Raw genomic sequence first — 25,227 nt, 5'->3', positions numbered from 1 at the left:
TCTTATATTTAAAGTTCCTAAAGCATTAGAATGATATAACAATATTGTTCACCGACAGTTCATTAGCTATTCAGCAAATGGTCGGTGAACAATAAATGTACACGATGTGGACATGCAGAATCGGCCTAGTTCTCAAGTCCTAATCAAAGGTCAACGAAGCAAAACTTAAATAAATTATACGGAATCATATAATACCTCGGACAAAACTATTCTCCAACATAAAAAGCATCATTAGTATCCCATCCTGGATTCTGTTTTAAAACTCCATTAGATAATAATATCTCACTATTAGGTATAGCTAAAAAGCCGCCTGTCTCTGTCCTAAATTTTACAGTTACTGATGTCTCTTTTCCCAAAGTTATAACGGGTATATCCTTCATATTCTCATTTATTACTCTTTCAGCATCATGCCAACGCAATAAATCCCAATAACGAATACCCTCGAATGCCAGTTCAAAACGTCTCTCTTCTTTTATATTATCCAAAGAAACAGGTTTAGGCTGCAAACCAACCCTACCACGAACCCTATCATAATAATCTTGAGCTTTAGGACATTCCAACTCAGCAGCCATCAACAATACATCCGAGAAGCGCATAAGAATTAAATCCTGACAATTATTCAAGTTAAAATTATCAATAGCCCCATATAACACATGGGCATAGTTTTTAATCTGACCTTTACTATTTTTTACGGTAATAGGCATATATTTTTTATTATAATAGTTTGTCTCCTGCATAGTATTACCATTATTCAATTTATAGCCAACAACTCCCTCATTTTGGTCTAATACATTCCATATTGATGCTCTTTTTCTTAAATCGTTATCAGGCCAGTCATTCCATATTTTAGGATTTACAGTTCCATACATCCACCCTTTCCCATAAGGAAGTAATGTCTGATTACTTAATCCGTATGCCAAAACAACCATATTACTTGTCGATCTAAAACCTGCATAAGAATATTTAAGTGCAAAAACCACTTCCTTATTCTCATCACCTGCATATTCTAAACCAATTGCATACGGATAATCCTTATTAGAAATTGAATATGGCCATAAAGTTCGAAAATCATCAATCAACCCATGCCCACTATTATCTATACAATCTATTAAATATTTCTGTACATGAGATTTTGTCAATTCTAAACCATCAACAAGATTTATACTCTCTTTGTTATAATATCCAGTATAAAATAAAAAAACTCTTGCCAAATAAGCCTCTGCAGCCCACTTTGTAGCCATACCATTATCAGAAATTGGGATTTTTTCAAACTTAACCGATGGTAATATCTCTATAGCCTCTACTAAATCACTCATTATCAAAGAATAGATTTCATCAGGTTTAGCCTGCGGTGTAGATTTATCTACATCAGTAGTTAATATTTTAGGAACATTGGCACCAAAAAGTCGTGCTAAATCAAAATAAAATAAAGCACGTAGAAAATAGGCTTGACCCAGTATTTTTTTTCTGTTCTCCTCGGTTGAATAAGTAACCTTGTCAATATTCTCAAATAAGAAGTTTGTTTTATAAATACCCTCATAAGATCTCTTCCAAGCATCTAAATGCATATCAGTATCTGTCTGTTGAAAGTTCATAATAGCTCTACCATCAATAGCAGAAACACGTCCACCTCCTAATCTGTCATCACTCATCATCTCTGATAAAAAAAATACATTTTCTCTCCATCTTTGATTTATTTCAGCATTATTATTTTCAAAGTTAGATGCATCAGAAAAAGCAGATGTTACTACCGACATTAAATCTGTTTCACTCACTGGGAAGTTAGAAGAATCTTTTTGTGTCAAGTTTTCTGTATCAAGAAAATCTGAACAAGATGTAAAAAACAATGATATTACTATATAATATATCTTTCTCATGATTGACAAATATTAATAAGTTAATGAAATTCCAAACATATAGGTTCGCGGAGTTGGATAAAAACCTACATCTATACCTCCAGCCCAGTTTACCTCACCATTTTTTGAATCTCCACCGTAACCAACTTCAGGATCTAAGCCTTTATATCCAGTAAATGTATATAAATTTTGTACGCTTACATATATTCTCGCTTTTTGTAATGGAATATTCTCTATCAGTTTTTTAAAATCATATCCTAAAGTTATATTACTGATTCTCAAATAATCACCGTCTTCAATATATCTATCAGATATGTATTTATCATTAATATGATTTGCCGCTGTAACACGAGGTATATCATTTGATGTACCTTCCCCATGCCACCTGCCTAGAATTTCAGAAGTATAATTTTCAAATGGTTTTTGACTGAATGAGCGATAAGATCTTGCTATCTGATTTCCAGTTACTCCATTAGCAGTTAAAGAGAAATCAAGACCTTTATATTGACAATTAAATCCAAAATTAAAGTTTAAATCAGGATTTGGATCACCAAGTACAGTCTTATCGTCCTCATTAATAACATTATCATCATTCATATTAACAAAAATCAAGTCTCCAGGAACAGCATTAGGCATTATCTTTTCTCCTTTACTGTTCACATAATTATCTATCTGTTCTTGATTTTGAAAGACACCAGCTGTTTTATATCCATAAAAATATCCTATAGGCAGTCCTTCTGCTGCTGCATAAAACCAGTCTGTGTTATGTGATAATATACTGAGTGGTCCTCTTATTATTCCTTCGCTATTGACTATTTCAAGAACTTTATTCTTATTTCTTGAAATATTGACACTCACGCCATAAGAAAATTCATTATGAGTATCATTCCATGATATACCAAACTCCCAACCTTTATTCTGTATTTTGCCACCATTAATAAAAGGAGCTCCAGTCCCTTGAATAGCTGCAACAGGAGCCTGTACCAGCCAATCTTTGGTCGTTTTATTATACCAATCAAAAACAACTCCCAACCGGCCTCTAAAGAAACGTGCATCAACTCCAAGGTCTAACTGTTCGGATGTTTCCCATGTAACATCCTTATTTGGTAAAATACTAGGGTATGCTCCTTGAGAATATGGAGTATCATTTGCTCCAAATGAATAGTATTTGTCAAAAGAAATAACAGATAGGTATTGGAATGGATCTATAGACTGATTACCGTTCTGTCCCCAACTTGCTCTGATTTTAAGGAATTCTAACCATTTGGAAGTTTTCTCCATAAATTTTTCATTAGTAACAACCCATCCTGCTGATACTGAAGGGAAATATCCCCATCTTTTATCAGGAGCAAAATTAGAAGAGCCATCTGCACGCAATACCAATGTTGCCATATATGTATTTTTATAGTCATAATTAATTCGACCAAAATATGACAAGAGACGTTGTGGAGTAAAAGGAGAACCACTTATTGTAGTATTAGCCTTATCAATAAAATTTGCATTATCTATATAAGCATGTTCAAAATCATCGAAAATAGAATTCTTATTTGATACATTAAGTTTTTCTCCAATACCTGACTTTTCTGCAGACATACCTAATAATACGTCAAAATTGTGTTTATCCTTTATATCAAACTTATAGGATACTGTATTTTCAAAAACCCAATTATAACCTGAACTCATATTTTGTCTGACAATGTCCAGAGGGTTAAACTTAGTTTCTCCCAAATCATATACTGGTACATAAGATCTTCCTGAAGAAGATTGATAATTTATACCAAAAGAACTACGATAAATCAAATTCCTTATAGGTTGAAGGGTTAAAAAAATATTCCCGTTAAGTCTTGTATTTTTATTTTTATTTCCACTTTTAGTATAATCCAGAAGCCCAATAGGATTGGTAAACTCTACTTCAGGTACCTCATAAGTATAATTCCCGTCTTGATCATATACAGAAAAAAGAGGACATGCCGATAACATCGGTCTTACATCATTCCCAAACTTATCTCCTACCGCAATTGTATTTCGTTCAGTATATGAGAAATTCAAATTCTCTCCAACTTTTAGTATATCAAAGGAATTATTCTTTATCAAGACATGTTCTGTATTTATTCTCGCATTATATCTCTCCATCTTAGGAACTGCAGGTTTTCCATATACTCCTTCATGTGATGTATAAGCCAAACCTATTGAATAACGAGACATTTCTGTTCCACCTTGTATTCCTAATGAATGATTCTTTACTGGTGCATTATTATTTGTTGCCTCTTCAAACCAATTTGTACCTTTCCATGTTCCATCTTGTATTGCATCCCAATTAGGAACAAAATCTTCAAAATTCAATGTACCCTCAGTTGCTTCATTCATTATTTCTACATATTCTTGAGCATTCAAAGGACGCACAGTGTTCACCATACGCTGTATTCCAATATAACCATCGTAGTTTATAGTTGCTTTACCTTTAGCCCCTTGTTTAGTTGTAACTAGAACTACGCCATTGGCAGCTCTTGCGCCATATATTGCTGCTGATGCAGCGTCCTTTAAAATATCAATAGATTGAATATCTGCCGGATTTAAGTTATCAATATTCCCTACAGTAACTCCATCTACAACATATAAAGGGGATGAATTACCTATTGTTCCGATTCCACGAACAGAAACTTTATAACCCTCACCCGGCATACCTGATGTTTTTACAATATTAACACCGGGAGTCTGACTCTGTAATGCTCCCATAGGACTTACTGTATTTAATTTTTGGAGGTCCTCACCCTTAACCTGTACAGTAGCACCCGTAAGAAGCTTTTTCTTTTGGACACCATATCCAACAACAACCACTTCATCAAGAACCTCTGTATCTTCCTTGAGTACAATTGACAACTCTTTACCTCCAACTACAGCCAACTGTTGAGACTTGTAGCCCACATAAGAGACCTCCAATACTGAGTTTTCAGATGCAGTAAAAGTAAAATTTCCATCAAAATCTGTTATTGTTCCGTTAGAAGTTCCTTTTTCTATTACAGAAGCTCCTATAACAGGCATGTTTTGAGAATCAAGGATTTTTCCTTTTACTGTAACTTTCTTTGCAGACGAAGACTGATTTTTTCTGGATATGACAATCATCTTATCACGAATCTCCCATGTGAGATTTGAGTCCAGAACTTTTGACAAGGCATCTGTAACAGAAGCATTGGTCAAGGTAATTGTCACCTTCTTACTTTCATTTACTTCGTCCGTTTTGTAAATGACAGACATTCCTGTTTGAGTTTCAATTTCATTTAAAACTGTCTTGAGAGACTGATTTGTAAAGGTCTTACTTACTGTTTGCGCATCAATATTAAGAGTTGCACAACCTATGGATGCTCCTAACAGTAATCTTAAAAGACATGTTCGGTTAAACATAGTGATTGAATTTTAGAATTTAGAAAAAAATATTACATATCTCTAGCTATTTAATTATTATTCTATCTTTATCAATAGTGTACTCAAACGATATAATAAATTGCAAAGCATCCAGAACTTGCACTAATGTTTCATTGTTTTTCAAAGAAATTCTGAACGTATTACTTTTTATTTCATTGTTTTCAATACACACCTCTACACCGTACATTCTTGACAGCTTCGCAGCAAAATCCGCGAAAGTAATTTTCTCATATTCCATCCTGCCATCAATCCAGGCATTTGAATCATTAACATCCGACCTAAAACTTTCAACAGTTCCTTTATTCTTATTTATACATACACCTTCTCCAGGTGATACTTCATACAACTCATCTTTATAATCTATTTCAATCTTACCTTCAATAAGACTTGTCAAGGAAGTTGCATCAATATCGTACGCACATACATTAAATTTAGTTCCCTTTACTATTATATCGTATGCCGACGTTGAAACTGTAAATGGTACACCATTCCTGGATGTAACCTCAAAATACCCCTCGCCATCCAACACAACATTACGCTTTTTATCAGAGAAATTATTCGGGTATTTCAAAGTTGACCCACCATTCAACCACACCATAGTTCCGTCCGGTAGAACCAACTTCGACTTTTGACCTGAAGGTACTTCACTTACAAAATATAAGTCATTGCTTTTTCCGGTAAATCTATCATACAAGTAAACAGACAATGATATTATAATCATGATAGAAGCTGCTACCGACAACCATCCCGAATTCAACTTTCTATTCCTGTCATGAGATAAAGATATTCTAGAAGTATTCATCCGCGTTTGTAGTCTCGCCCATTTATCTGCCATCTCATATTCATTAATATATCCACTTATCCATTCACTTTCCCATTGACGGAACAGTTTCATATTCTCATTACTATCATTTATAAAATCAAACAAGACCTTTTCATCTTCAAGAGAAATTTTACCTTGAAAATACAAAAAAGCTGTTGATTTTATCTCTTCCATATTTTTCATATCATTAGTCTTTCTACTGATAAAACAATTCTATCCATTCTTACCCTACCTATTTTTATAAGTTTTTTTTCTTTTAGGATAAGAAAAACAGAGATACTATTATAAAATACTTAGTATCAAGAGATTGGTTCTCTAAGTAAGATGAAATTATTTTCAAAGATTTTGTAATATGTTTCTCTACTGCTTTAGTAGTAATATTAAGTCTATCAGCGATTTCATTATTTTTAAGTCCTCTAAACCTGCTTAAAACAAACACCTGCCTGGTTCTATCTGACAATAATGATATAGCTTTTGATATTTGTATCTTAAGCTCTTTTTGGAAAAGTATCTCATCCGGCGAAAGTTGCATATCCAATGAATACAGTTTCTCCTCTCCTCCTATATCAAATACATAATCAACAGAAATATTCTCAATCAAAGAGTTATGTTTTATATAGTTCAAACAAGCATTTCTAACCATACAAAACAATAAAGAAGATAACGAAATATATCTGATACTACTCTTTCTTTCCCAAAAAGAGATAAAGCAATCTTGAAGAATATCTTCTGCTATATCCTCATCATTTACATACCTCACTGCATATCTGAGAAGTCTTGGATAGAACTTAAAGAAAAGTTGCCTGAAAGCCTCTTCATTACCTTCTTTTACCATTTTAAGAAGTTCATTATCTGAATAAGGAATTGTGTCAATCATAATATAATAAGATATATTTCTCTATCAGTATTTGCAGCCTATGAAAGTCTAAGTCTTTCTTCTTGGATATTTACGTTATTCACAGTTACAAAACCGACTTACTATGATATGTATATATGTTAATATAATAATTTTATTAATTGATATTATCCCTACTATTAGACATATACTAATAGTAGGGATAAAATATACATAATCAAAGTCTTACACTATAATTACCATCCTGGGTTTTGAAAATCAATGTTCAATCTATCATATTTAAGTTCTTCTTCCAATGGAATAGGCCAAATACGATATTTGTCATCTACTACATCTCTCTTTTGAACAACAAATCTATTATAAGTTAGGTTTCCATCATCATTCTTTTCAATCCTCATACCTGTAACCACACCTTCATATTTATCGTTCAACTTCCAACGTCTGAGGTCGAAATAACGGTGTTCCTCAAAAGCAAATTCTACACGACGTTCATTACGTAATCTTAAACGCAGTTCATCTGTATCCATTGTACCTTTAACAAGGTTAGGCATTTTTGCACGAGTTCTGACAACGTTGATAGCATCATAGACTTCATCACATGCTCCCTTATATTCCAACATTGCTTCAGCATAATTTAAATACATTTCTGCCAGTCTATAATATGACCAATATCCGTTAAGATCCTGATTTTTATTGGTTTTCCAATGCATGAACTTTCTTAGATAATATCCTGTCCTTGTATATTGCTCGCTTACAGAGGAAATTCCACAATTACCATCAACAAAAGTTTCTACCACTTGAGTATTATTTTCCTGATTATGGAATATACCATTATAATATATGGTTGACTTTAATCTCAAATCTCTATTTGCATAAGGATTATTCGGATCATATTTACCACCATTTTCCTTTAAAGCTTTAGGATTATAATTAGGAATCAAATGATCTTCATCCAAATATGGTTTTTCAAGATTTAATATTGGAACACCATCAATTGTTTCGTATGCATCTACCAATTCCTGAGAAGGTGAAATACCACTGTTTACAACACCGGCATCCTTAAAAATAGGCAGCCCATATTGTGCCCAAAGAGTTTTAATATTATTCTTTGATACATAAATTCCCTCGGTATTAACAGGTTTTGATCCTACGCTTAAACTTAGAAGGAAATAATCCTGATATGGACCAAAAGCCTTTTTATTAGCAAGTTTAGCTGGAGCTGGATTATAAATACTAAATCTGCTTTCTTCCAACAACTTATCGAGCGATTCCTTGGTTATTTCTGCTGCCTCTTTCCAATGATCTTCGCCGTCACACCACAAGGGACTTGCAGCATATAATATAGCCTGAGACTTTATTGCATATGCTATTCCTCGTGTCATTGAACCATTTTCTGTTGAATTTTCCACTCTCCACAATAATTCAGGTTCATTCAACGCCTTATCACAATCGGCAATTATATCCTTTACACATTCATAGAAAGAAGGTCTTACAACTTTTGAATAATCATAGCCCTCAGTATTAGAAGTTCTTATTATAGGTAGTGGTCCGTAATGTTTAATCAGCTCCCATGCATAATAAGCACGTAACAAGTATGCCTCACCTTTCCATCTGCTTCGATATGCAGGTATAGTAAAAACAGGAACCTTATCAACATTGTCTATAAAAACATTACAATGATATATACCTTCATACAAGTCTTTATATAGATTTGAATTCAACAAATTATTTGATGAACTCATAGATCCTAAATAATAAGAATAAGCTTTAGAACCCTTCACATCATTAGCATCCTGCGCCTCATCTGTAAAACTTGCAATAAAAGTATTACCGGCACTATACCTGCCATAACCGGGCAATTTTCTGTAACAAGTATTAAGATAATTTCCTGTCAAATTATAATCAGAAAAAATTTCGTCATAATTTTTTCTGTCATCAGCATCGTATTCAAAAACACTTTCACACGAAGTACTCAATAATATTGTAACTCCTAATGTTAATATATTAATTATTTTCATACTTAATTAATTTAAAAGTTCAAGTTTAAACCTACCGTCCAATACTGAGAAGTCGGAAAATCGGATACCTTTCCACCTTCAACATCTACATCATTGGTTTTCATATGATCCCAAGTTAAAAGATTCATACCACTGATATAAAATCTTAATTGGTTAATATGCATCTTCTTCATAAAAGCTTTATCCTTCATTGTATAACCAATTTCTACGTTCTTAAGTCTGGCGAAGCCTTTATTCTGATAATAATAGTTATTGTTCTTTTGGCTAGAACTTCCTTGTTTTGTCAGAGCAGGAGCCAAAATTTCCTCACCATTAGCATACCTTTCAGATGTCCAGGCTTTTAAGTGATGTTCAAAAAATGTACCGTTATTATACGTTTCATAATATCCTATTCCATTGTTGAAACCACCGAACTTGCCCAATCCTTGGAATAAAACAGAAACGTCCCATGATCTCCACTTAAGGAACAATTCTGCACCCCAAGCTATCTGAGGTATTGTTGACTCGCCTATTGGAACTATATCTTTCTCATCAATAATATTATCACTATTTTGGTCTATATATCTAAAATCACCAGGTCTTGGAGATTTACCTACATAAGTAAGTCCTGAATTGTCAATTTCTTCCTGACTGTTAAAATATCCGTTACCATTAGAATAATCAATTTCATATCCCCAAGTCTGACCTATTCTATATCCTGTCTGCCTATATTTATATGCATAATCGTCTGCTTTAGGCAATTCTCCAATTTCAATAATTTCATTCTTGTTAAATGCGAAATTAGAACTTAAGCCAAGAGAAAAATCTTTATTAATCTGCTTGAAATAACCAAGAGACAAATCAACTCCGGAATTATGAATCTCACCAAGATTTATCTTGCTTAAATAATCAGAAGAAAGACCGTTCAACAATGGAGTGATATTATCATCAACCAATATGCTTGTTCTTCTGTCATTATAATATTCAACACCAACAGACAATTGATTAAATAAGCTGAAATCTACACCTACATTGAATATCTTTGATTTTTCCCAAGTCAAATTCGGATTACCCAATCTTATTATATCTATAGGTTTGGATAAATAATTTATTCCTCCATTACTTGCTGCACTAGCCAGATAATCTCTATAAAGGAACCTGTCATCACCAAAATTATCATTACCAACAAGTCCATAAGAAGTATGGAACTTTAAGTACGACAATACTCTATTGTTCTTCAAGGCATCCAGATTAGTTGCGACAAATGCCAAAGAACCGGAAGGGAAGAAACCATACCTGTTTCCTTTCGAGAATTGTTCAGAACCCTGATATCCAGCTGTAAAATCAGCAAAAATCAAATCATCATAACCATATGTCAAACGACCTCCATATGTCATTCTCAATACAGGCTGTACTCCCTGAATTTTATTTGCATTATAGTACTGTTGGGACAAAAACAAATTTACTCCCAATTTATGTCTGTTGAAAGATCTGTTATAGTCAATATTCCAATCATATTGTGACCTGATAGAACTTTGTGTTGATTTTGAGAAAAGAAGAGGTTCCTTTTCTGTAGTGCCATATTGATAAAACAATAATTCATTTGTATTTGTCAAATCCCTTGTCCAGCGCTCATAATCAGTATTTCCCTTATTTTGAGATGTAGTATTATTGAAATAAATAATATTAGCTGATGTTTTAAGACCTGGAGTTATGAATTTTAAGTCAAATTCCAAACCAATGTTAGTCGACAAATTATAGTCTGTTCCTTTAACATATCCTGATCTGTTCAGTCTACCAAATGTAGGATTTGTATTCTCAGGAGTTACTACAACCTTTCCATCCGGTGTTAACGGACCATATATGACGGGAGACATATCAAATATAGAACTCATAACACCTCCAGTCCCATCTGTAGCATTCGGTGACAATTCTTTATTTATTCGCGCTGCAATATTCACATATCCCTTGATATAGTCATTTATCAGGAAAACCACATTCGATCTGAAGTCAAATCTGTTAAGACCGTAAGTTTTCAATGCATCAGCGGTCTTGAATGGAGAATCCTGATGCATATATCCTAAACTTGCATAATATTTGACATATTTAGTTCCACCATGAGCACTGGTATAAATATTCTGAGTCTGTACAACATCCTTCATAAACATATCATACCAATTATTATTTGGATACAGATTCCTGTCTGTTCCATTATAATAATCATCTATTTCATCTTGTGAATATATATAGTAATCACCAAAACCGTCATTTTTCCAAGCCTGATTAATCATTGTTGTATAATCACCTGAAGATATCATCTTTGGTCTTACTATTGCATTCTGTAACGTATAGTTCACGTCTACGTTAATAGAGGGAGCAGAAACTCCTCCACGCTTTGTCTTTACGTATATTATACCGGCAGCAGCCTGCATACCATACAAGACAGATGACGATGCATCCTTCATAATAGTGACACTTTCGACATCATTGACGTTAACATTATCAAGACTTCCTATCATTCCGTCAATAAGGATTAAAGTAGCTCTACCATTAACTGTAGAAGCTCCCCTTATATTCAATGAATATGTTTCTTTACTAGGCTCATTACCGGTTGTCTTTACATATAATCCGGGAACTCTACCTGCTAATGCTGCCGCCAAATGATGATTATGAGTTTTTCTCAACTCATCACCGGTTATGACAATAGCAGAACCTCCTACGGAATATGAAGGACGGACATCTTTAATTAAATTTACTTCCTGGTACTTATTGCTGACGTCTCTATCGAGCTTTACATACAAATTCTGTTTGTCATTAATTTTAATCTTTTTAGTAGAATATCCTACGTACTCTACCAACAAATATTTTGTACCGTTAGACAATTCTGCCCTAAACTCACCATTCGCATCAGTAATTATATTATCGTCTTCACCTACTATTCTAACTATAGCTCCCGGAAGTCTGTCACCGGAATCATTACATACATATCCCTTAACGGAACGAGACTGAGCATTTATCAAGTTTAAGTTCATCATCAATATTCCAGACAATGCGAAAAACTTACTTATATAGTATTTTCTCATGATATCCAATATTTTTTGTTTTATAAATGAAGTTTAATCCCAACCTGGGTTTTGCCAGTTTACTCCTGTAACTGCTTCAAGTCTGTTTGCTTCGTCTAATTCTAAACCGTGAAGCAAATACTTACTTTTATAGGTTTCTCTTGTCCATGGTGTTCCTACAAAAGAGCCTGTTTTCTTATCATAGGATTGACCTATCGGACATCTATGGTACTCATAAGTATTACCTACTTTCTCTATCCACATTGCAGTAAGATGCTTTCCACCATATTTCATCTCCTCCCCAGGTTTAGTCCATCTACGGATATCATTATATCTGCATTCTTCCATAGCCATTTCAATTCTTCTTTCATTCTGAACCATCAATCTGGCTTCTTCCTGATTTGAAGGATTAATGTTTTTCATCTTTACGCGATCCCTTATAGGCTTTATAGCATCAACTGCATCTTGCCAATTACCATTCTCAATAGCAGCTTCTGCATAATTTAAATATAATTCCGACAGACGCATCATTCTCCAATGAATTTTTAACCATGATCCAGGATAAGAATCCGGGCGCATATACTTGCGCATATAATATCCTGTACATGTCCTTTTAATATCCCCCATCTTTATACCATCTTTAGCCCCGTTATATGTCCATATATCGAACATTTTCTGATTTTTATTCATTGTTTGCGAGCCATTATAAAATATTATTGCATAAAAACGTGGGTCTCTGTTCTCGTAAGGTTTTTGAGGATTATATGTAGTTCCGCTTGCATAGTTTGGCTCAAGATGAAGCTCGTCTTTGTAGGGCTCTTTTAAATCTAATACATATGTACCGTCTTTCATTGGGAATGCATCTACAAGTTCCTGGGTAGGACAAATACCGGATTTACTAGCACCATTTGATGGTAATCCGTTAAATTTAATCGAAGCATTTCCTCCCATCTGAAACTTAGCTATCCATATTGTTTCTTTATCTATTGGAGAAGGTCCATAATCAGCCTGTGAAGTAGAATATTCATAAAATGCATTATCTCCATACAGATTCGTATTCCTCACCTCTGTATACAGTTCATAACCATTTGCTAGACAAGCATCAAGACTTTCCTTTGTTATACGTTCTGCATCAGCCCAATAATTCTGTCCATCACAGAATAAAGGGCTTGCCATATACAATGCAGTTCTTGATTTTACCATTGCAGCAATAGCCTTGGTCATTCGTATTTCCTCTCCGGCTTTTTCATATCTCCAAGGGAATTCAGGAACCTTCATTGCTTCTTCACATTCTGAAATTATAAAATCAGCACAAGTTTTGAAAGATTCTCTTCTTAAATCTGCACCATCATAATCAACAGGAAGCACATCCTTTATAATAGGTACACCTCCAAATCTGGATATTAGTTCCCAATAATAATATGCACGAAGTACCCTTGCTTCAGCCTTCCAGTGAGCCCTATCCTGTTCTGTTGGAACTACTGCATTGTCAATTCTGCTTATAAATAAATTGCATCTCCTTATGTTTCTGAAAAACAAATCCCAAGATGTCCTGTTACCCTTTCCCCAATTATTGTTGTCTGCAATCAGTTTATTACTCCACTTATCAGATTTCATTCCCTTATATGCAACTCCTACATAATTGGTATTTGTAGTATATTCCCATGCATCGTCTGTTAGAATAATAGGTAAGTTTGTTCCCCACGAATATTGTACCGCAAACCCGGGAATATCTTCATAACAAGAATTTAAATATGCTCCGGTAGTTACTTCATTAGCAAAAATCTCGTCATATGAGTGCTGACCTTCCGGGATTACATCTAGTGAATTCAAACAAGAAGAAAATAAATATAAACTTGAAAAAACTAGAAAAAATGTATATAATTTATTTTTCTTCATAATAATCTAAAAATTAATATTAGCACCAAAATTTATTACTTTTAATACAGGTAAAACTGATGTTGTAGTTTTCTGTTCCGGATCAATATTCTCAAACGGCAAATTATCAAAAGTAAGAAGATTCTGACCGTTTGCATAAAGTCTTAATTTATTGATTCCTATCTTTTTAGTCAATTTCTTAGGAAAAGTATAACCAATTTCCAGATTCTTCAATCGCAAGAAAACTCTGTTTCTAATAAAATAATCGTTAGGTTCAAGCGAAGAACTTCCAGAAGTGGTCAAAGCTGGATATGAAATCTTCTCTCCATTACCATATTTTTCCTGTGTCCATGCTCCCAAATGATGATTCTGGAATACAGATTTCGTTTCATCAACACCCATAGATCCCTTATAATTTATATGTGAATTACCTATACCATATAGTAATGCAGAAAAATCAAATCCTTTATAAGAAAAACCTAATGTCAAGCTATAATTAAATTCAGGAAGTGAAGGTTTACCTATTGGAGCATAGTCTTTCTCATCAATTACGTTATCACCGTTCATGTCCTTATATACAAAATCACCTACCCTAGGCTTAATTCCTGAATACTCAGGATAAGCAGCAATTTCTTCTTCAGACAAGAAGTAACCATGCCCCGGCGAATCCCAGTCAATTAAATATCCGAAATTCTGTCCCATTGAATAGCCCTGACCTCTATATGGGCAATAATAATCATCTCCTAAATTTAATTCATCTTTAAAAATTATTTCGTTCCTAGCAAAATTAAGCATACCTCTTATTGAGTAAGACCAATCTTTGTTGACTCTTTTATTATAAAATATATCCAACTCAAAACCATGATTAAAAACTTCACCAAGATTAGCTTTAGGCAACACTGATTGAAAATTACCTAATATGGAAGGCACTGTATTACGGGTGATAAGGATGTTTTTTCTGTTTTCCCTGAAATAGTCAAATGTAACTGTCAAATCATTATTAAACAGACCTAAATCTATACCATAATTTTGTTTATATGCTATTTCCCAGGTAAGATTAGGATTACCGATTAGTACCTCTTGAACCTTCTGACCATTACCTAAGACTGTATCATAAAATATTGTCGGTGGACAATCAACTATAGTATTATTATCCAAATACAGGAATCTCTGGCTTCCAATTTTATCGTTACCTACTTTACCAAAAGATGCACGAAGTTTCAAATTTGATATAGCTTTTACATCCTTCATGAATTCTTCATTAGAAACAAGCCATCCTAAAGAGAAAGCAGGGAATACGCCAAAACGTTTTCCTTTAGCAAATTGCTCCGAACCGTTATATCCTATGTTAAACTCGCCCATATATCTGTCGGCATATCTATAAGTCAAACGTCCGGCAAATCCCAAACGGTTATATGGCAATAAATATATACTTGTTCCTGATGCTGCCTCACTATTGTCTCTCTGGAAAACAAACATCGCACCTACATTATTCTTTCCAAAATCTCTCATATAGTTAACAATCCACTGAAAGTTCAACGAATAAGAGAAACTATATGATTTATTTAATGACAGCTGATACTTCTGATACTCATTCCGTGATGTTAATGAGTAAACGTCATTTATATTACCATTCTCATCTTTCTGCTCTAATATTGACAACTGATATACATTATAACCACTCTTCGATCCTTTTATAATGGAATTCGCATTTACATCATATGCAAGAAGAACTTTTGTACTTAAGCCTTTTACAAATTTATTAAGGTCAAAATCAAAACCTAATGAAGTATTCAGCTTACTCTTATCCTGTGTCTGATAACCCAAATAATTTAACTCACCATAAGGTGATGAATCATCTGTTGAAACCAATGCATCCATAGGAATACCAAAACTTTCGTCTGGAAAAACCGGAACTACAGGAGACATTGTATAAATCTTTCTAATAAACTGATATTGATCATCCTTAAAATTAGGTTTACCAACTTTATCTATATATCCTGCAATTTTAAGGTCAGCTTTAATCCAATCTGTAACCTTAATATCAAGGTTTGATCTAAAATTATATCTATCCAATTTGAATTGAGGGTCATATCCAAGCTTACTTCTAGGTTCAGTATTCATCATACCTCCCTGATTAAGCATACCGACATTCACAAAATACTTGACCCTTTTGGTACTTCCTGAAAGGTTTGCATTATATCTACTCATAATAGAACGATCCTTAAACACTACATCAAACCAGTCAGTATTGGCATAATAAGGGTTTGTACCATCTTTATATAATTGAATTTGTCTATCTGAATATTTTACCGGAAGACCGTCATTCATTAAAGCCTGATTATATAAAGTGGCATACTGCCAAGAGTCCATCATTTCATAATTCTTTGTAAACTCTTGGATACCATACTCTGCAGACACACTTAATGAAGTTTTTTCCTGCTCTCCAACCTTAGTTGTAACCAAAATCACACCATTTGCACCTCTAACACCAAAAACTGCAGTTGCTGAAGCATCTTTAAGGATTGATATGGTTGCTATTTCATTTGGATCGAGCAATGACAAATCTTCTCGCGGAACACCGTCTACTAATATTAAAGGATTCTGTCCATTCATAGTACTTGCTCCTCGCAATCTCAACTGAAAATCTTCCTCACCAGGTTGTCCGCTATTCTGCATAATTGACAAACCCGGTAATTTACCTGTCAAAGAACCGACAAGATTCGCAGAAGGGCTCTGTTTAATCTGATCATTGGATATAGCTGCAACCGCACCAGTAACACTAACTTTTTTCTGTGTTGAATAACCCACAACTACAACTTCTTCCAGCAACTCAGAATCATCTCTCAAAACAACATTGATAGAAGATTGGCCTTTCACTTCTATCTCCTGAGTTACCATTCCAATGTACGAAAACACCAAAACGGATTTTTTTGAAATATCATTTAAGACATAGTTGCCGTCAAAATCCGTAACAGTTCCACTTGTAGTACCCTTGACCTGTACTGTAACACCAATTAAAGGATCTCCATTTTTATCCTTAACATTTCCCGTAATGGAAATATTTTGCCCATAGACAATTAATGAGCAAAAGAAACATAAACAAAAAAATATTAGTCTGTGTCTCATAAATTAAATATTAAAAATTACATTTAGGTTAAAATCTTCACAAAAGTAATTAGAGCCCATTACTATGATGTAACTCTAAGTATAAAATATGTATCTCTCAATAAGAATCAATCAGTTACAAATGTATATCCGTCTATATCTTAAAAAAACAACTTAGTTTTATTCTCCTCATACTACCCTTTCCATTTAGCCTTAGGTACTATATATAATTTTACATACCTGGACAAAAGATGTACAGCTTTCTTCTTAACATCACTGTCATTACCAGATGACAATTCAATCCATTTTGCAATAGATTCAACTTTATTATTAGGAGTATTAAAAGATTTTGCTATTTTGTCTATTTTCAATTGTCCACCACCATATTCTCTCTGTATAAAGTCAGAATTAATTACTCGGAATACCTATTAACTTCTACATTTGGTAGACTATCTACAATTTTCCACTTAATTTTTTCTCTTTCCCTTACATCTTCCGATGTAACTATGGCTTTAACATTTTCTTTGAAACCTTCAAATGTTGCATTTGTCACTTTAATCTGCCATGTATCTTCTACAGTTATAAATACAGGTACAAGAGAAGGATCATCAAATGACTTGACATTTCCATAACAGTTGTTACGGTAGAGTTTATACATCTCAGCATCAGGTTCAAGTACATAAACTTCCTTATCGTCAACCTGAGCGTCTACACCAAAAATAGCATGTACATTATTTATTTCCGAATCATTAGCATATGAACCAATAGTTGCATCAGGATCATCCTTATGCTTTCTATCGATAAACCCTTTATGAATTAACAAACATGCTGATGAACTTTTAGACCACACACTATCTATTTTCACTGTTCCATTATGAGTTGTATGAGGATTCATCATAACAGCAGTTCGTCCGTTCTCATTTCTGACATTCTTAGCCTGTATATCAAAAACACCTGCATATATACCACCTACTCCTGACTCCAAACGTAAAGTTACACCACTTTTTGCATATATATTTCTAAAATAAATGCTCTGAGCACCATGAAGTTGACACAAGCCATAACCTGAATTTGCATTCAATATACTACAATTCCTGATTTCACCATTCGTAGGGAGAGATACTTCCCATTTATCACCTCCCTTAGTTGTGGTTGGAACTAAAGTCAATCCGCAAAATTTAGTATAATTATCTTTGATAACAGCATCTGCTATAAGAAAGTTCTTCACTAATCTACAGATTATAAAACGCGATGCGCCATTACTTCCAGGCTGAAAAAAGAATAATCCACAATATAACAACCATCTGAACCTCTAATAGAACAATTTTCAATATATTGCCCATTGTCCTTTTCTGTAGAAAAAATAAGCAAAATAGTTCAGGAATTCCTTTTGATTTTTAGAGCCTACATATTTGATGGAATTACGTATCTGATGTACTATACAAAGTTGTACAGCTGTATTAGGATAAACACTTTGAATGGCTTCAGGAAAACCTTTCAAGCCGTCTATACAGGCTATAAGAATGTCTTCGACTCCACGGTTCTGGAGGTCTGTCAGAACACTGAGCCAAAAGTTTGCTCCCTCATTTCTTGATATATACATTCCGAGCAGCTCCTTATGTCCTTCCCGGTTAATACCCAACACATTATAGATTGCACGGGATACTGCACAACCGCGTTCATCTGTCACTTTATAGTGAATGGCATCCATCCAGACTATTGGATAAACCGAATCAAGCATACGTGATTTCCATGCCTTTATTTCCGGAAGTACACGGTCGGTGATGGCACTGATTGTATCAGCTGAGACACGATTACCAAGGTTTTCTTCCATCCAGTCACTGATTTCCCTTGTGCTGTTTCCCAAAGCATATAGGCCTATTATACGGTCAGCAACTCCTTCAGCAAGAATTGTCTCGCGCTTCTTAATAAATTGTGGATCAAAACTTGAATTACGGTCGCGGGGAGTGGATACAGTTACCTCACCTAATGGAGTCTGTACCTGTTTCTGCATCTTACCATTACGGCGATTACCCAATTGACGTTCTGTTTCTGTAAGATGTGCATCCATCTCACCTTCCAAGGCTGCATTAAGGATACTTTCCAATAAAGGAGCAAAGGCACCATCTTTACCCAATAAAGGCTTACCTGCTTTTAGTTGTTCAATTGCCTTGTTCTTGATACTCTCAAAATCAAATTCTTCTTTCATACAAAAAAACTGTGTTAGCAAAGTTTATATTTTATTCTTTGCTGACACAGTTTAATTTACATCCTCCAAAAGCTTAAGTCCTTTTCTTTCACTTTTCCGTATTACTTTTCTTATTTTCCAGGCTTACTGTTTCTTCTACAGTTTCATCTATTCCGTTCATACCATCCTTAAAACTCTTAACCCCCTTACCAAGACCCTTCATCAGTTCGGGAATCTTTTTCCCGCCAAACAACAACAAAATGACTAGAGCTATAAAGATCAGCTCCTGACCTCCTATTCCTAAAAGCAATAAATTACACATATCAATTACATTATATAAAATAGTTAATAGCATCTCACTTCGAAAAGCCTTACATCAGAAGCTCCATAAGTTTCTTTTAAGTTTACACGTATTCTTGACGTCCTGACAGGCGAAAAGTTCAACTTTATGAGTCTGTGCAGGTTATTGTCTACTTCTGCCAATTCTTTCCATATGCCATTTGCCTCAGCCTCAACAGAAACTTTCTTTACAAGTTCAACAGGCATTCCTGGTCTCTGCTTTCTTCTCTTTTCTATATTAGGATGAATCTGTATTTCAGTATGAAGATTTGAATCACATTTTATTTCTACAGAAGACAACGAAACCGGTTTATCCCAAGAAAGAATCAAGTCTGGGTTCAGTCCGTCCGACTGCCAATGGTGTATCCTGTTCACCTCATCCCTACTATAGCCGTCAGTCAGTAAAGCCACATTACCTGATGTGGTAGACGAAGCCTCAATCTTCGCCTTGCGTGCCAAGTCAGCCCCGTCGTTTGCCGGACGGTTCGGAATATAGCAGTCATCGCGTAAAAGTCTTTCCTGAAGCTCCGGAATGTGTTTCTTGTAAACTCCTCTTGGAGAAGTCTTATACTCCATACACATGGCAGCAGCAGTACCCGCAGCTTGTCCCACAAGACCACAAATTGCAATAAGTCTGGTTGCTGAAAGAGCTATATGAGTTACACTTACATTTCTTCCTGCAAACATAAGATTATCAATATTCTTAGAATAAATACATCTGTATGGTATTTCAAACATTTTTTCAAATCTTTGATGGAAATAACTTGCAGGTTCCTTATCATTCAAAATTCCGCCGGGACAGTGTTCGTCGAGCGACCAGCCGCCTCCGTATGCTATTGCATCATCAAAATGAGTGAACTTCGTCAAATCGTTTTCATTCAGGATATAATCTCCCATAAAACGCCTTGACTCACGCCGTCCCGGAACGGAACCAACCCAATCCAGTACCAAATTGGCGGCTTCAGGGAATTTTCCAGAGTTCTTAACATAATCCCAAGCACCATATAGATATCCCAACAATTTGTGGCGGTTCTCTTCTGTAACATCAACAATATCCAAGTCGCTACCTAATTCTACCCACCAGAATCCACAACTTAATTGTGTAATTGTACGTTTATTTGCTTTACTAGGATCATATTTGATAGTAAAAGAAGGAGGATTGAAAGGTACAGGATACCCCATATCCTTGGAGCTGAACTGGATACTGTCTCCCATCACCCATCCGTCCGGCTCGTCTGGAGCATATTTCTCATTAAATTCAGCCTTACCTTCTCTTCCGCTCCTATATTCAGCACCGGCACTTGCAGCCAACGCACCATCGCCGGAGCAGTCTATGAATATATCAGCATTTATTATGATTTTAGACTCGGTAGACATTTGGAAACAGATAGCTTTCTTTATCGAATTTCCATCCATAACAGCCTCCATGGCCTGAGTATTCAGCATCAATGTAAGATTTTCCTGGCGAGTTACATAATCATACATTACATGATCCCATACCTCCCAAGAATTCTGGACATTATAGTACCTGTTTTCCAACTGGATTTCCTCTACTATACCTGTTTCCCTGTCAACTCCAAATTTATTCTTGAAATGATAAGAGCCGTTTATAGGAACATGAATCTCGCTGGATGCATTTCCACCAAGTACCGGTCTGTTTTGCACAAGCACCGTTTTGGCACCATGTCGCGCTGCTGAAACCGCTGCACACAATCCTGCCACTCCACCACCTATCACTGCAACATCAAAAGTGTATTCCTTTTCGCGCTTTACTGTAGAAGTATCCTTTTTGCCCATATACTTCCAGTTGTCGTCACGCTTAGGCCAATACTCTCTCGGCTTAAATTCATTGCCCTGACTTGCGATGGAAAATCCCCCACAAGATAAAAAAGTGGTTGTAAGGAATGATTTTTTTTAAAAATTCACGTCTTTTCATGGATATCAATTTAAATATAATAGTTACAACGTTACATTAGCACTTTCCAGTTCATCTATTATACTCTTTGTTCCCACCAAATGTGCAGCCATGGCGGCTGATGCTGCATTGGGGTCTTTAGCTTTTATGGCCTCAAGTATGGTTTCATGGAAATGGTTCGACAGCTCCGGATTGAAATTCGGGTTGAGCGTATAAATGATATGAGAATAAAGCATGGGGCGGATGGTCTCCATCATCAGCGAAAAGACTTTGTTGCCCGAAGCATCGGCTATCGATTTATGAAACATGAAGTCGTAATCGGCAAATGTCTCAAGTCTGTATTCGTCCGTCTTCATCTTCTCTAAAACTTCTTCGATGGTTTTCACTTGTTCAGACGTGGCACGACAGGCAGCCATTTCGGTCATCTTGATTTCCATAGACTTTCTGAATTCCATAAAATCACGTACCGTCGTTTTCTTCATCCGGAGCGATATATGAAGCATTTCGGTTGTGGCCTTGGCACTCTCGTCTATCACTTCCACCCCCTTGCCATGGAGTTTTCTCACCATACCCCTGGACTCAAGCGTCTTGATGGCCTCTCTCACCGAACTACGCCCTATACCGAACTCATGGCACAAATCTTCTTCTGTTGGCAAAAAATCCCCTTCTACAATTTTGCCTGTAACTATTAAGTCCGACAGTATGTCTGTCACCTGCTTAGTCACAGAGTCATTGGCTAAATGAGGCAAACTATTTAATATCTTGGAAGTCATAAGTTAAATTAAGTTTGTTAAAATGTTTTTTGACGCTATATCTTAAAAATGAATAATACTCATCAGACACGCCCAGATTGAATAATACAACAATTGTTGTTCGAAAGCTACACGCACGAGCTATGTTGTCTGACATCTGCACAAAAATACATTCTTATTATCATACAAACAAGCTTTTCTGTAAATTTTTCAATAAATATTATATGTTAAAAACAAAAGCCCTGCCATCGCCGACAGACATATCGGCAATGGCAGGGCTTGAATTATCGTGATGGGCAGCCACCTATATAGTGACGTTTACGCCTTCAAGTTCTTCTATTATCCTTTCCGTTCCGGTCAGATGCAAACGCATGGCCTCTACCGCCTCTTCAGGATTCCTGTCCCTGATGGTTTGAAGGATTTTTTCGTGATAATGGTTCGAATGTTCAGGATTGAATGTAGGATTCAGCGTATATATGATATGATTATAAAGCATCGGACGCATGGTTTCCATCATCAGCGAGAACACACTGTTGCCGGAAGCGTCGGCTATTGATTTATGGAAATTATAGTCGAATTCAGCAAATGTGTCAAGCTTGTACTCCTCGTTCTTCATCTTTTCCAAATGACCGGAAATAATTTGTATCTGTTCGTCGGTGGCACGTTTGGCAGCCAACTCCGTCATCTTGATTTCTATCGAGTTTCGGAACTCCATGATATCCTTCATCGTAGTTTTTTTCATTTTCAGCGATATCTGCAGCAGTTTGGCAGTAGCCGCCGCGCTTTCGTCTATCACTACCATCCCCTTGCCGTGAAACTTCTTTACCATTCCCCTCGACTCAAGGGTCTTGATGGCTTCCCTTACAGAACTTCTGCCTATTCCGAACTCGCGGCACAAGTCTTCCTCAGTGGGGAGATACTCGCCAAGTTTAATCTTTCCCGACACGATTAAATCTGTCAAAATATCCGTCACCTGTTTAGCCACAGATTCATTGGCCAAACTTGGTAATCCTTTCAATAAATCCGAACTCATATGTTATTATTTTTTGTTATTATTTTTTTATTCAAGTTATCTGATGTCATATTATGATGCAAATATGATAACTTTTTCTTAAATAACGGAAACTTTCTGTGATTAAAATCACAATATAAGTACAAAAACTACTTCATTCTTAATATTTTCGATAATAATCTCTATGCATTTCGATAATATATTTCTCCAAAGTTCCCTTTTCAACCTCACTAATCTGTTTTCTGTTCATTCCATAATAAGGAGATTTATATGTTATATCATCGTCACTGCTATATAGGAAAGGACGATCTAATTTTAAAGCAGGTTCATCATATTTCTTCATTTTTAAAATTAATTCATCTTGAAATCTTTTCCTAATATCCGAATATTCAGGAGCATCATAATAATTCTGAATTTCCAAAGGGCCTTTCTCTATATCGAGTAACCAAGGCTTATCCTTGCATGACAAAACAAGCTTGTATTTCCCATCTGTGATAGCAGTCCACTCACTAAAAGGAGAGTCAGTGATGTATACCATTCTGCCATTCTCCACGACACTGACTGTATCTTTCAAAATACAGCTCTCATCTTCACCATGAACTTCACCCAATTCATTAAAGCCCATCAGTCCCAATATAGTAGGAGGAAAATCAGTTGTATTCAAAGCTCTTTTTATCACTTTCCCCGACATTATACGTGAAGGATATCTCACAATAAAAGGAACTCTTATTGCATCATCATAAGGGCAACCTTTATCAACTCTCATGTGATTATAAAGCATGTCTCCATGATCGGATGTAAAAACAACTATCGTATTATCAGTCAGACTATTATCATCCAGATATTTCAAGATTTTTCCAACATTGTCATCTATACATTTAACCATAGCAAAATAATTCCGGATATTTTTAGGAACAAATTTTTCTGCTTGAGCTTTTCCCCCTATCCCCCATCCCGGACGAGCATTAAGCAACTCTTCAGTATTTGTAGATGGGTTGGTAATTTCAATTTTAGCATACTGTGATATGTAAGGTTCCTTGCACAGATCAGGTGAATGAGGGTCGGGAATCGACAGCATCATACAAAACGGACGATTATCACGTTCTTCCAACAATTCAATGACTTTATTTGTCAAAAAGTCAGTACTGTATTCATAAGCATCATCCCCTTCTTTATTCTTATTGGTGATGTATATTCTATTGGGTTTTTCTTTCACCTTATACCACTTCTCGTGATCTGTCTCAAACATATAGTTTCTATTCTGCCACCCAAAAGAAAAGCCAGGCTCGTAGTACATTCTGCCAGGAATTTTAGGAACTCCTGCCAGATGCCATTTGCCAACGTAAGTAGTCGAATATCCATTTTCAGAAAGTACATCAGCAAAAGTCATGAGATTTGAATCCATTGGCATACCATTGATAGGCGCCCCTGCAGCAGCAGGATAAAGTCCAGTCTGGAATGACGCCCTGGCCGGTGTTGATACAGGTGCGGAAGTGAAAAAGTTCAAACATAAAGCTCCTTCAGAAGCAAGCCTGTCGATGTTTGGGGTCTCTATTTTAAGCGAACTTCCCCACAAGTTTCTCTGACATTCTGCCATATGTTCTCTATAACACCCCAAAGTCCTTATAGAATGTTCATCAGTCATAATTACAAGTAAATTGGGCTTATCTACATCAATCTTATCTTTAACACAAGACGAATTACTTACAGAAAGAAACAAAGCTGATGATAAATACAAAAATCTGTTCATAGTATAATATATTTTTATTTTATAAAAACAATACTTTCCAATTATGCTAAAAGCAAAAGGGAAAGCTGATTCACAGCAATTTCGAATCACAAAAAAACGCCTCGGCATTTTGGATAAAACGATGAAACGTTTTCTCTTAAATTCTTCGTCATTTTAATCAAAACGTCGAGACGCTTGAATTTAACTGGATAGAAAAAGAATGCTCCAATATTTTTAGTGTATAAATCCGGCAGTTAGATTGAGGATTTTGTTAACTGCACTATAATAG

General features: G+C 35.3%; 15 protein-coding genes. All 15 read right to left on the bottom strand.

The genetic code is table 11. The features are described 5' to 3' along the window. Window positions 1–206: 206 nt before the first annotated feature. The 15 genes from KQP79_RS03490 to KQP79_RS03420 all read right to left on the bottom strand — a co-directional run bounded on the left by KQP79_RS03490 (window position 207) and on the right by KQP79_RS03420 (window position 24,959). Window positions 207–1,877 carry a RagB/SusD family nutrient uptake outer membrane protein gene (locus tag KQP79_RS03490; protein ID WP_004320084.1) on the bottom strand — a complete coding sequence of 557 codons (1,671 nt, stop codon included), beginning with the start codon at window positions 1,875–1,877 and terminating at the stop codon, window positions 207–209. Window positions 1,878–1,889: 12 nt separating this feature from the next. Beyond that, the gene (locus KQP79_RS03485; protein WP_004320087.1) at window positions 1,890–5,258 is read right to left on the bottom strand and encodes a TonB-dependent receptor; all 3,369 of its coding nucleotides are present in this window, start codon (window positions 5,256–5,258) and stop codon (window positions 1,890–1,892) included. Window positions 5,259–5,304: 46 nt separating this feature from the next. Further along, a complete protein-coding gene (locus KQP79_RS03480; protein ID WP_044917862.1) occupies window positions 5,305–6,285 on the bottom strand; it encodes a FecR family protein in 981 nt (326 codons plus the stop codon). A gap of 73 nt (window positions 6,286–6,358) precedes the next feature. Next, the gene (locus KQP79_RS03475) at window positions 6,359–6,979 is read right to left on the bottom strand and encodes an RNA polymerase sigma-70 factor (protein ID WP_044917864.1); all 621 of its coding nucleotides are present in this window, start codon (window positions 6,977–6,979) and stop codon (window positions 6,359–6,361) included. 215 nt (window positions 6,980–7,194) lie between these two features. Then, complete coding sequence (locus KQP79_RS03470) at window positions 7,195–8,976, bottom strand: RagB/SusD family nutrient uptake outer membrane protein (RefSeq protein WP_004320094.1); 1,782 nt, start codon at window positions 8,974–8,976, stop codon at window positions 7,195–7,197. Between the two features lie 11 nt (window positions 8,977–8,987). Next, window positions 8,988–12,038: a SusC/RagA family TonB-linked outer membrane protein gene (locus tag KQP79_RS03465; RefSeq protein ID WP_004320097.1), complete on the bottom strand. Its 3,051-nt coding sequence runs from the start codon at window positions 12,036–12,038 to the stop codon at window positions 8,988–8,990. A gap of 33 nt (window positions 12,039–12,071) precedes the next feature. Continuing rightward, window positions 12,072–13,916, bottom strand: a complete 1,845-nt coding sequence (locus KQP79_RS03460) for a RagB/SusD family nutrient uptake outer membrane protein (protein WP_004320099.1) — start codon at window positions 13,914–13,916, stop codon at window positions 12,072–12,074. Window positions 13,917–13,922: 6 nt separating this feature from the next. Beyond that, entirely contained in the window at window positions 13,923–17,024 is a 3,102-nt protein-coding gene (locus tag KQP79_RS03455) for a SusC/RagA family TonB-linked outer membrane protein (protein ID WP_004320102.1), read from the bottom strand. 391 nt (window positions 17,025–17,415) lie between these two features. After that, window positions 17,416–18,231 (bottom strand): hypothetical protein, encoded by an 816-nt coding sequence (locus KQP79_RS03450; protein WP_004320105.1) that lies wholly within the window; start codon window positions 18,229–18,231, stop codon window positions 17,416–17,418. Between the two features lie 99 nt (window positions 18,232–18,330). After that, window positions 18,331–19,212, bottom strand: coding sequence for an IS256 family transposase (locus KQP79_RS03445; RefSeq protein ID WP_004320107.1), 882 nt, complete (start codon window positions 19,210–19,212; stop codon window positions 18,331–18,333). An 88-nt stretch (window positions 19,213–19,300) separates the two neighbouring features. Next, window positions 19,301–19,513 (bottom strand): twin-arginine translocase TatA/TatE family subunit, encoded by a 213-nt coding sequence (locus KQP79_RS03440; protein WP_004320109.1) that lies wholly within the window; start codon window positions 19,511–19,513, stop codon window positions 19,301–19,303. Window positions 19,514–19,536: 23 nt separating this feature from the next. Continuing rightward, entirely contained in the window at window positions 19,537–21,327 is a 1,791-nt protein-coding gene (locus tag KQP79_RS03435) for an FAD-dependent oxidoreductase (RefSeq protein WP_234120941.1), read from the bottom strand. A gap of 162 nt (window positions 21,328–21,489) precedes the next feature. After that, window positions 21,490–22,218: a FadR/GntR family transcriptional regulator gene (locus tag KQP79_RS03430; RefSeq protein ID WP_004320114.1), complete on the bottom strand. Its 729-nt coding sequence runs from the start codon at window positions 22,216–22,218 to the stop codon at window positions 21,490–21,492. Window positions 22,219–22,501: 283 nt separating this feature from the next. Further along, complete coding sequence (locus KQP79_RS03425) at window positions 22,502–23,230, bottom strand: FadR/GntR family transcriptional regulator (RefSeq protein ID WP_004320118.1); 729 nt, start codon at window positions 23,228–23,230, stop codon at window positions 22,502–22,504. A 139-nt stretch (window positions 23,231–23,369) separates the two neighbouring features. Further along, a complete protein-coding gene (locus KQP79_RS03420; RefSeq protein ID WP_234120940.1) occupies window positions 23,370–24,959 on the bottom strand; it encodes a sulfatase-like hydrolase/transferase in 1,590 nt (529 codons plus the stop codon). Window positions 24,960–25,227 lie beyond the last annotated feature (268 nt).

Origin of the sequence: Bacteroides sp. DH3716P (assembly GCF_025914115.1) — a bacterium.
In the GTDB taxonomy this organism is placed as follows: domain Bacteria; phylum Bacteroidota; class Bacteroidia; order Bacteroidales; family Bacteroidaceae; genus Bacteroides; species Bacteroides ovatus.
The sequence above is the reverse complement of the archived record's forward strand: the minus strand, read 5'-3'. Positions and strand labels throughout refer to the sequence as shown.

Coding starts and splice junctions, on each gene's coding strand:
- KQP79_RS03490 (WP_004320084.1), bottom strand. CDS start 1,877: ATGAGAAAGATATATTATATAGTAATATCATTGTTTTTTACATCTTGT.
- KQP79_RS03485 (WP_004320087.1), bottom strand. CDS start 5,258: ATGTTTAACCGAACATGTCTTTTAAGATTACTGTTAGGAGCATCCATA.
- KQP79_RS03480 (WP_044917862.1), bottom strand. CDS start 6,285: ATGAAAAATATGGAAGAGATAAAATCAACAGCTTTTTTGTATTTTCAA.
- KQP79_RS03475 (WP_044917864.1), bottom strand. CDS start 6,979: ATGATTGACACAATTCCTTATTCAGATAATGAACTTCTTAAAATGGTA.
- KQP79_RS03470 (WP_004320094.1), bottom strand. CDS start 8,976: ATGAAAATAATTAATATATTAACATTAGGAGTTACAATATTATTGAGT.
- KQP79_RS03465 (WP_004320097.1), bottom strand. CDS start 12,038: ATGAGAAAATACTATATAAGTAAGTTTTTCGCATTGTCTGGAATATTG.
- KQP79_RS03460 (WP_004320099.1), bottom strand. CDS start 13,916: ATGAAGAAAAATAAATTATATACATTTTTTCTAGTTTTTTCAAGTTTA.
- KQP79_RS03455 (WP_004320102.1), bottom strand. CDS start 17,024: ATGAGACACAGACTAATATTTTTTTGTTTATGTTTCTTTTGCTCATTA.
- KQP79_RS03445 (WP_004320107.1), bottom strand. CDS start 19,212: ATGAAAGAAGAATTTGATTTTGAGAGTATCAAGAACAAGGCAATTGAA.
- KQP79_RS03440 (WP_004320109.1), bottom strand. CDS start 19,513: ATGTGTAATTTATTGCTTTTAGGAATAGGAGGTCAGGAGCTGATCTTT.
- KQP79_RS03435 (WP_234120941.1), bottom strand. CDS start 21,327: ATGGGCAAAAAGGATACTTCTACAGTAAAGCGCGAAAAGGAATACACT.
- KQP79_RS03430 (WP_004320114.1), bottom strand. CDS start 22,218: ATGACTTCCAAGATATTAAATAGTTTGCCTCATTTAGCCAATGACTCT.
- KQP79_RS03425 (WP_004320118.1), bottom strand. CDS start 23,230: ATGAGTTCGGATTTATTGAAAGGATTACCAAGTTTGGCCAATGAATCT.
- KQP79_RS03420 (WP_234120940.1), bottom strand. CDS start 24,959: ATGAACAGATTTTTGTATTTATCATCAGCTTTGTTTCTTTCTGTAAGT.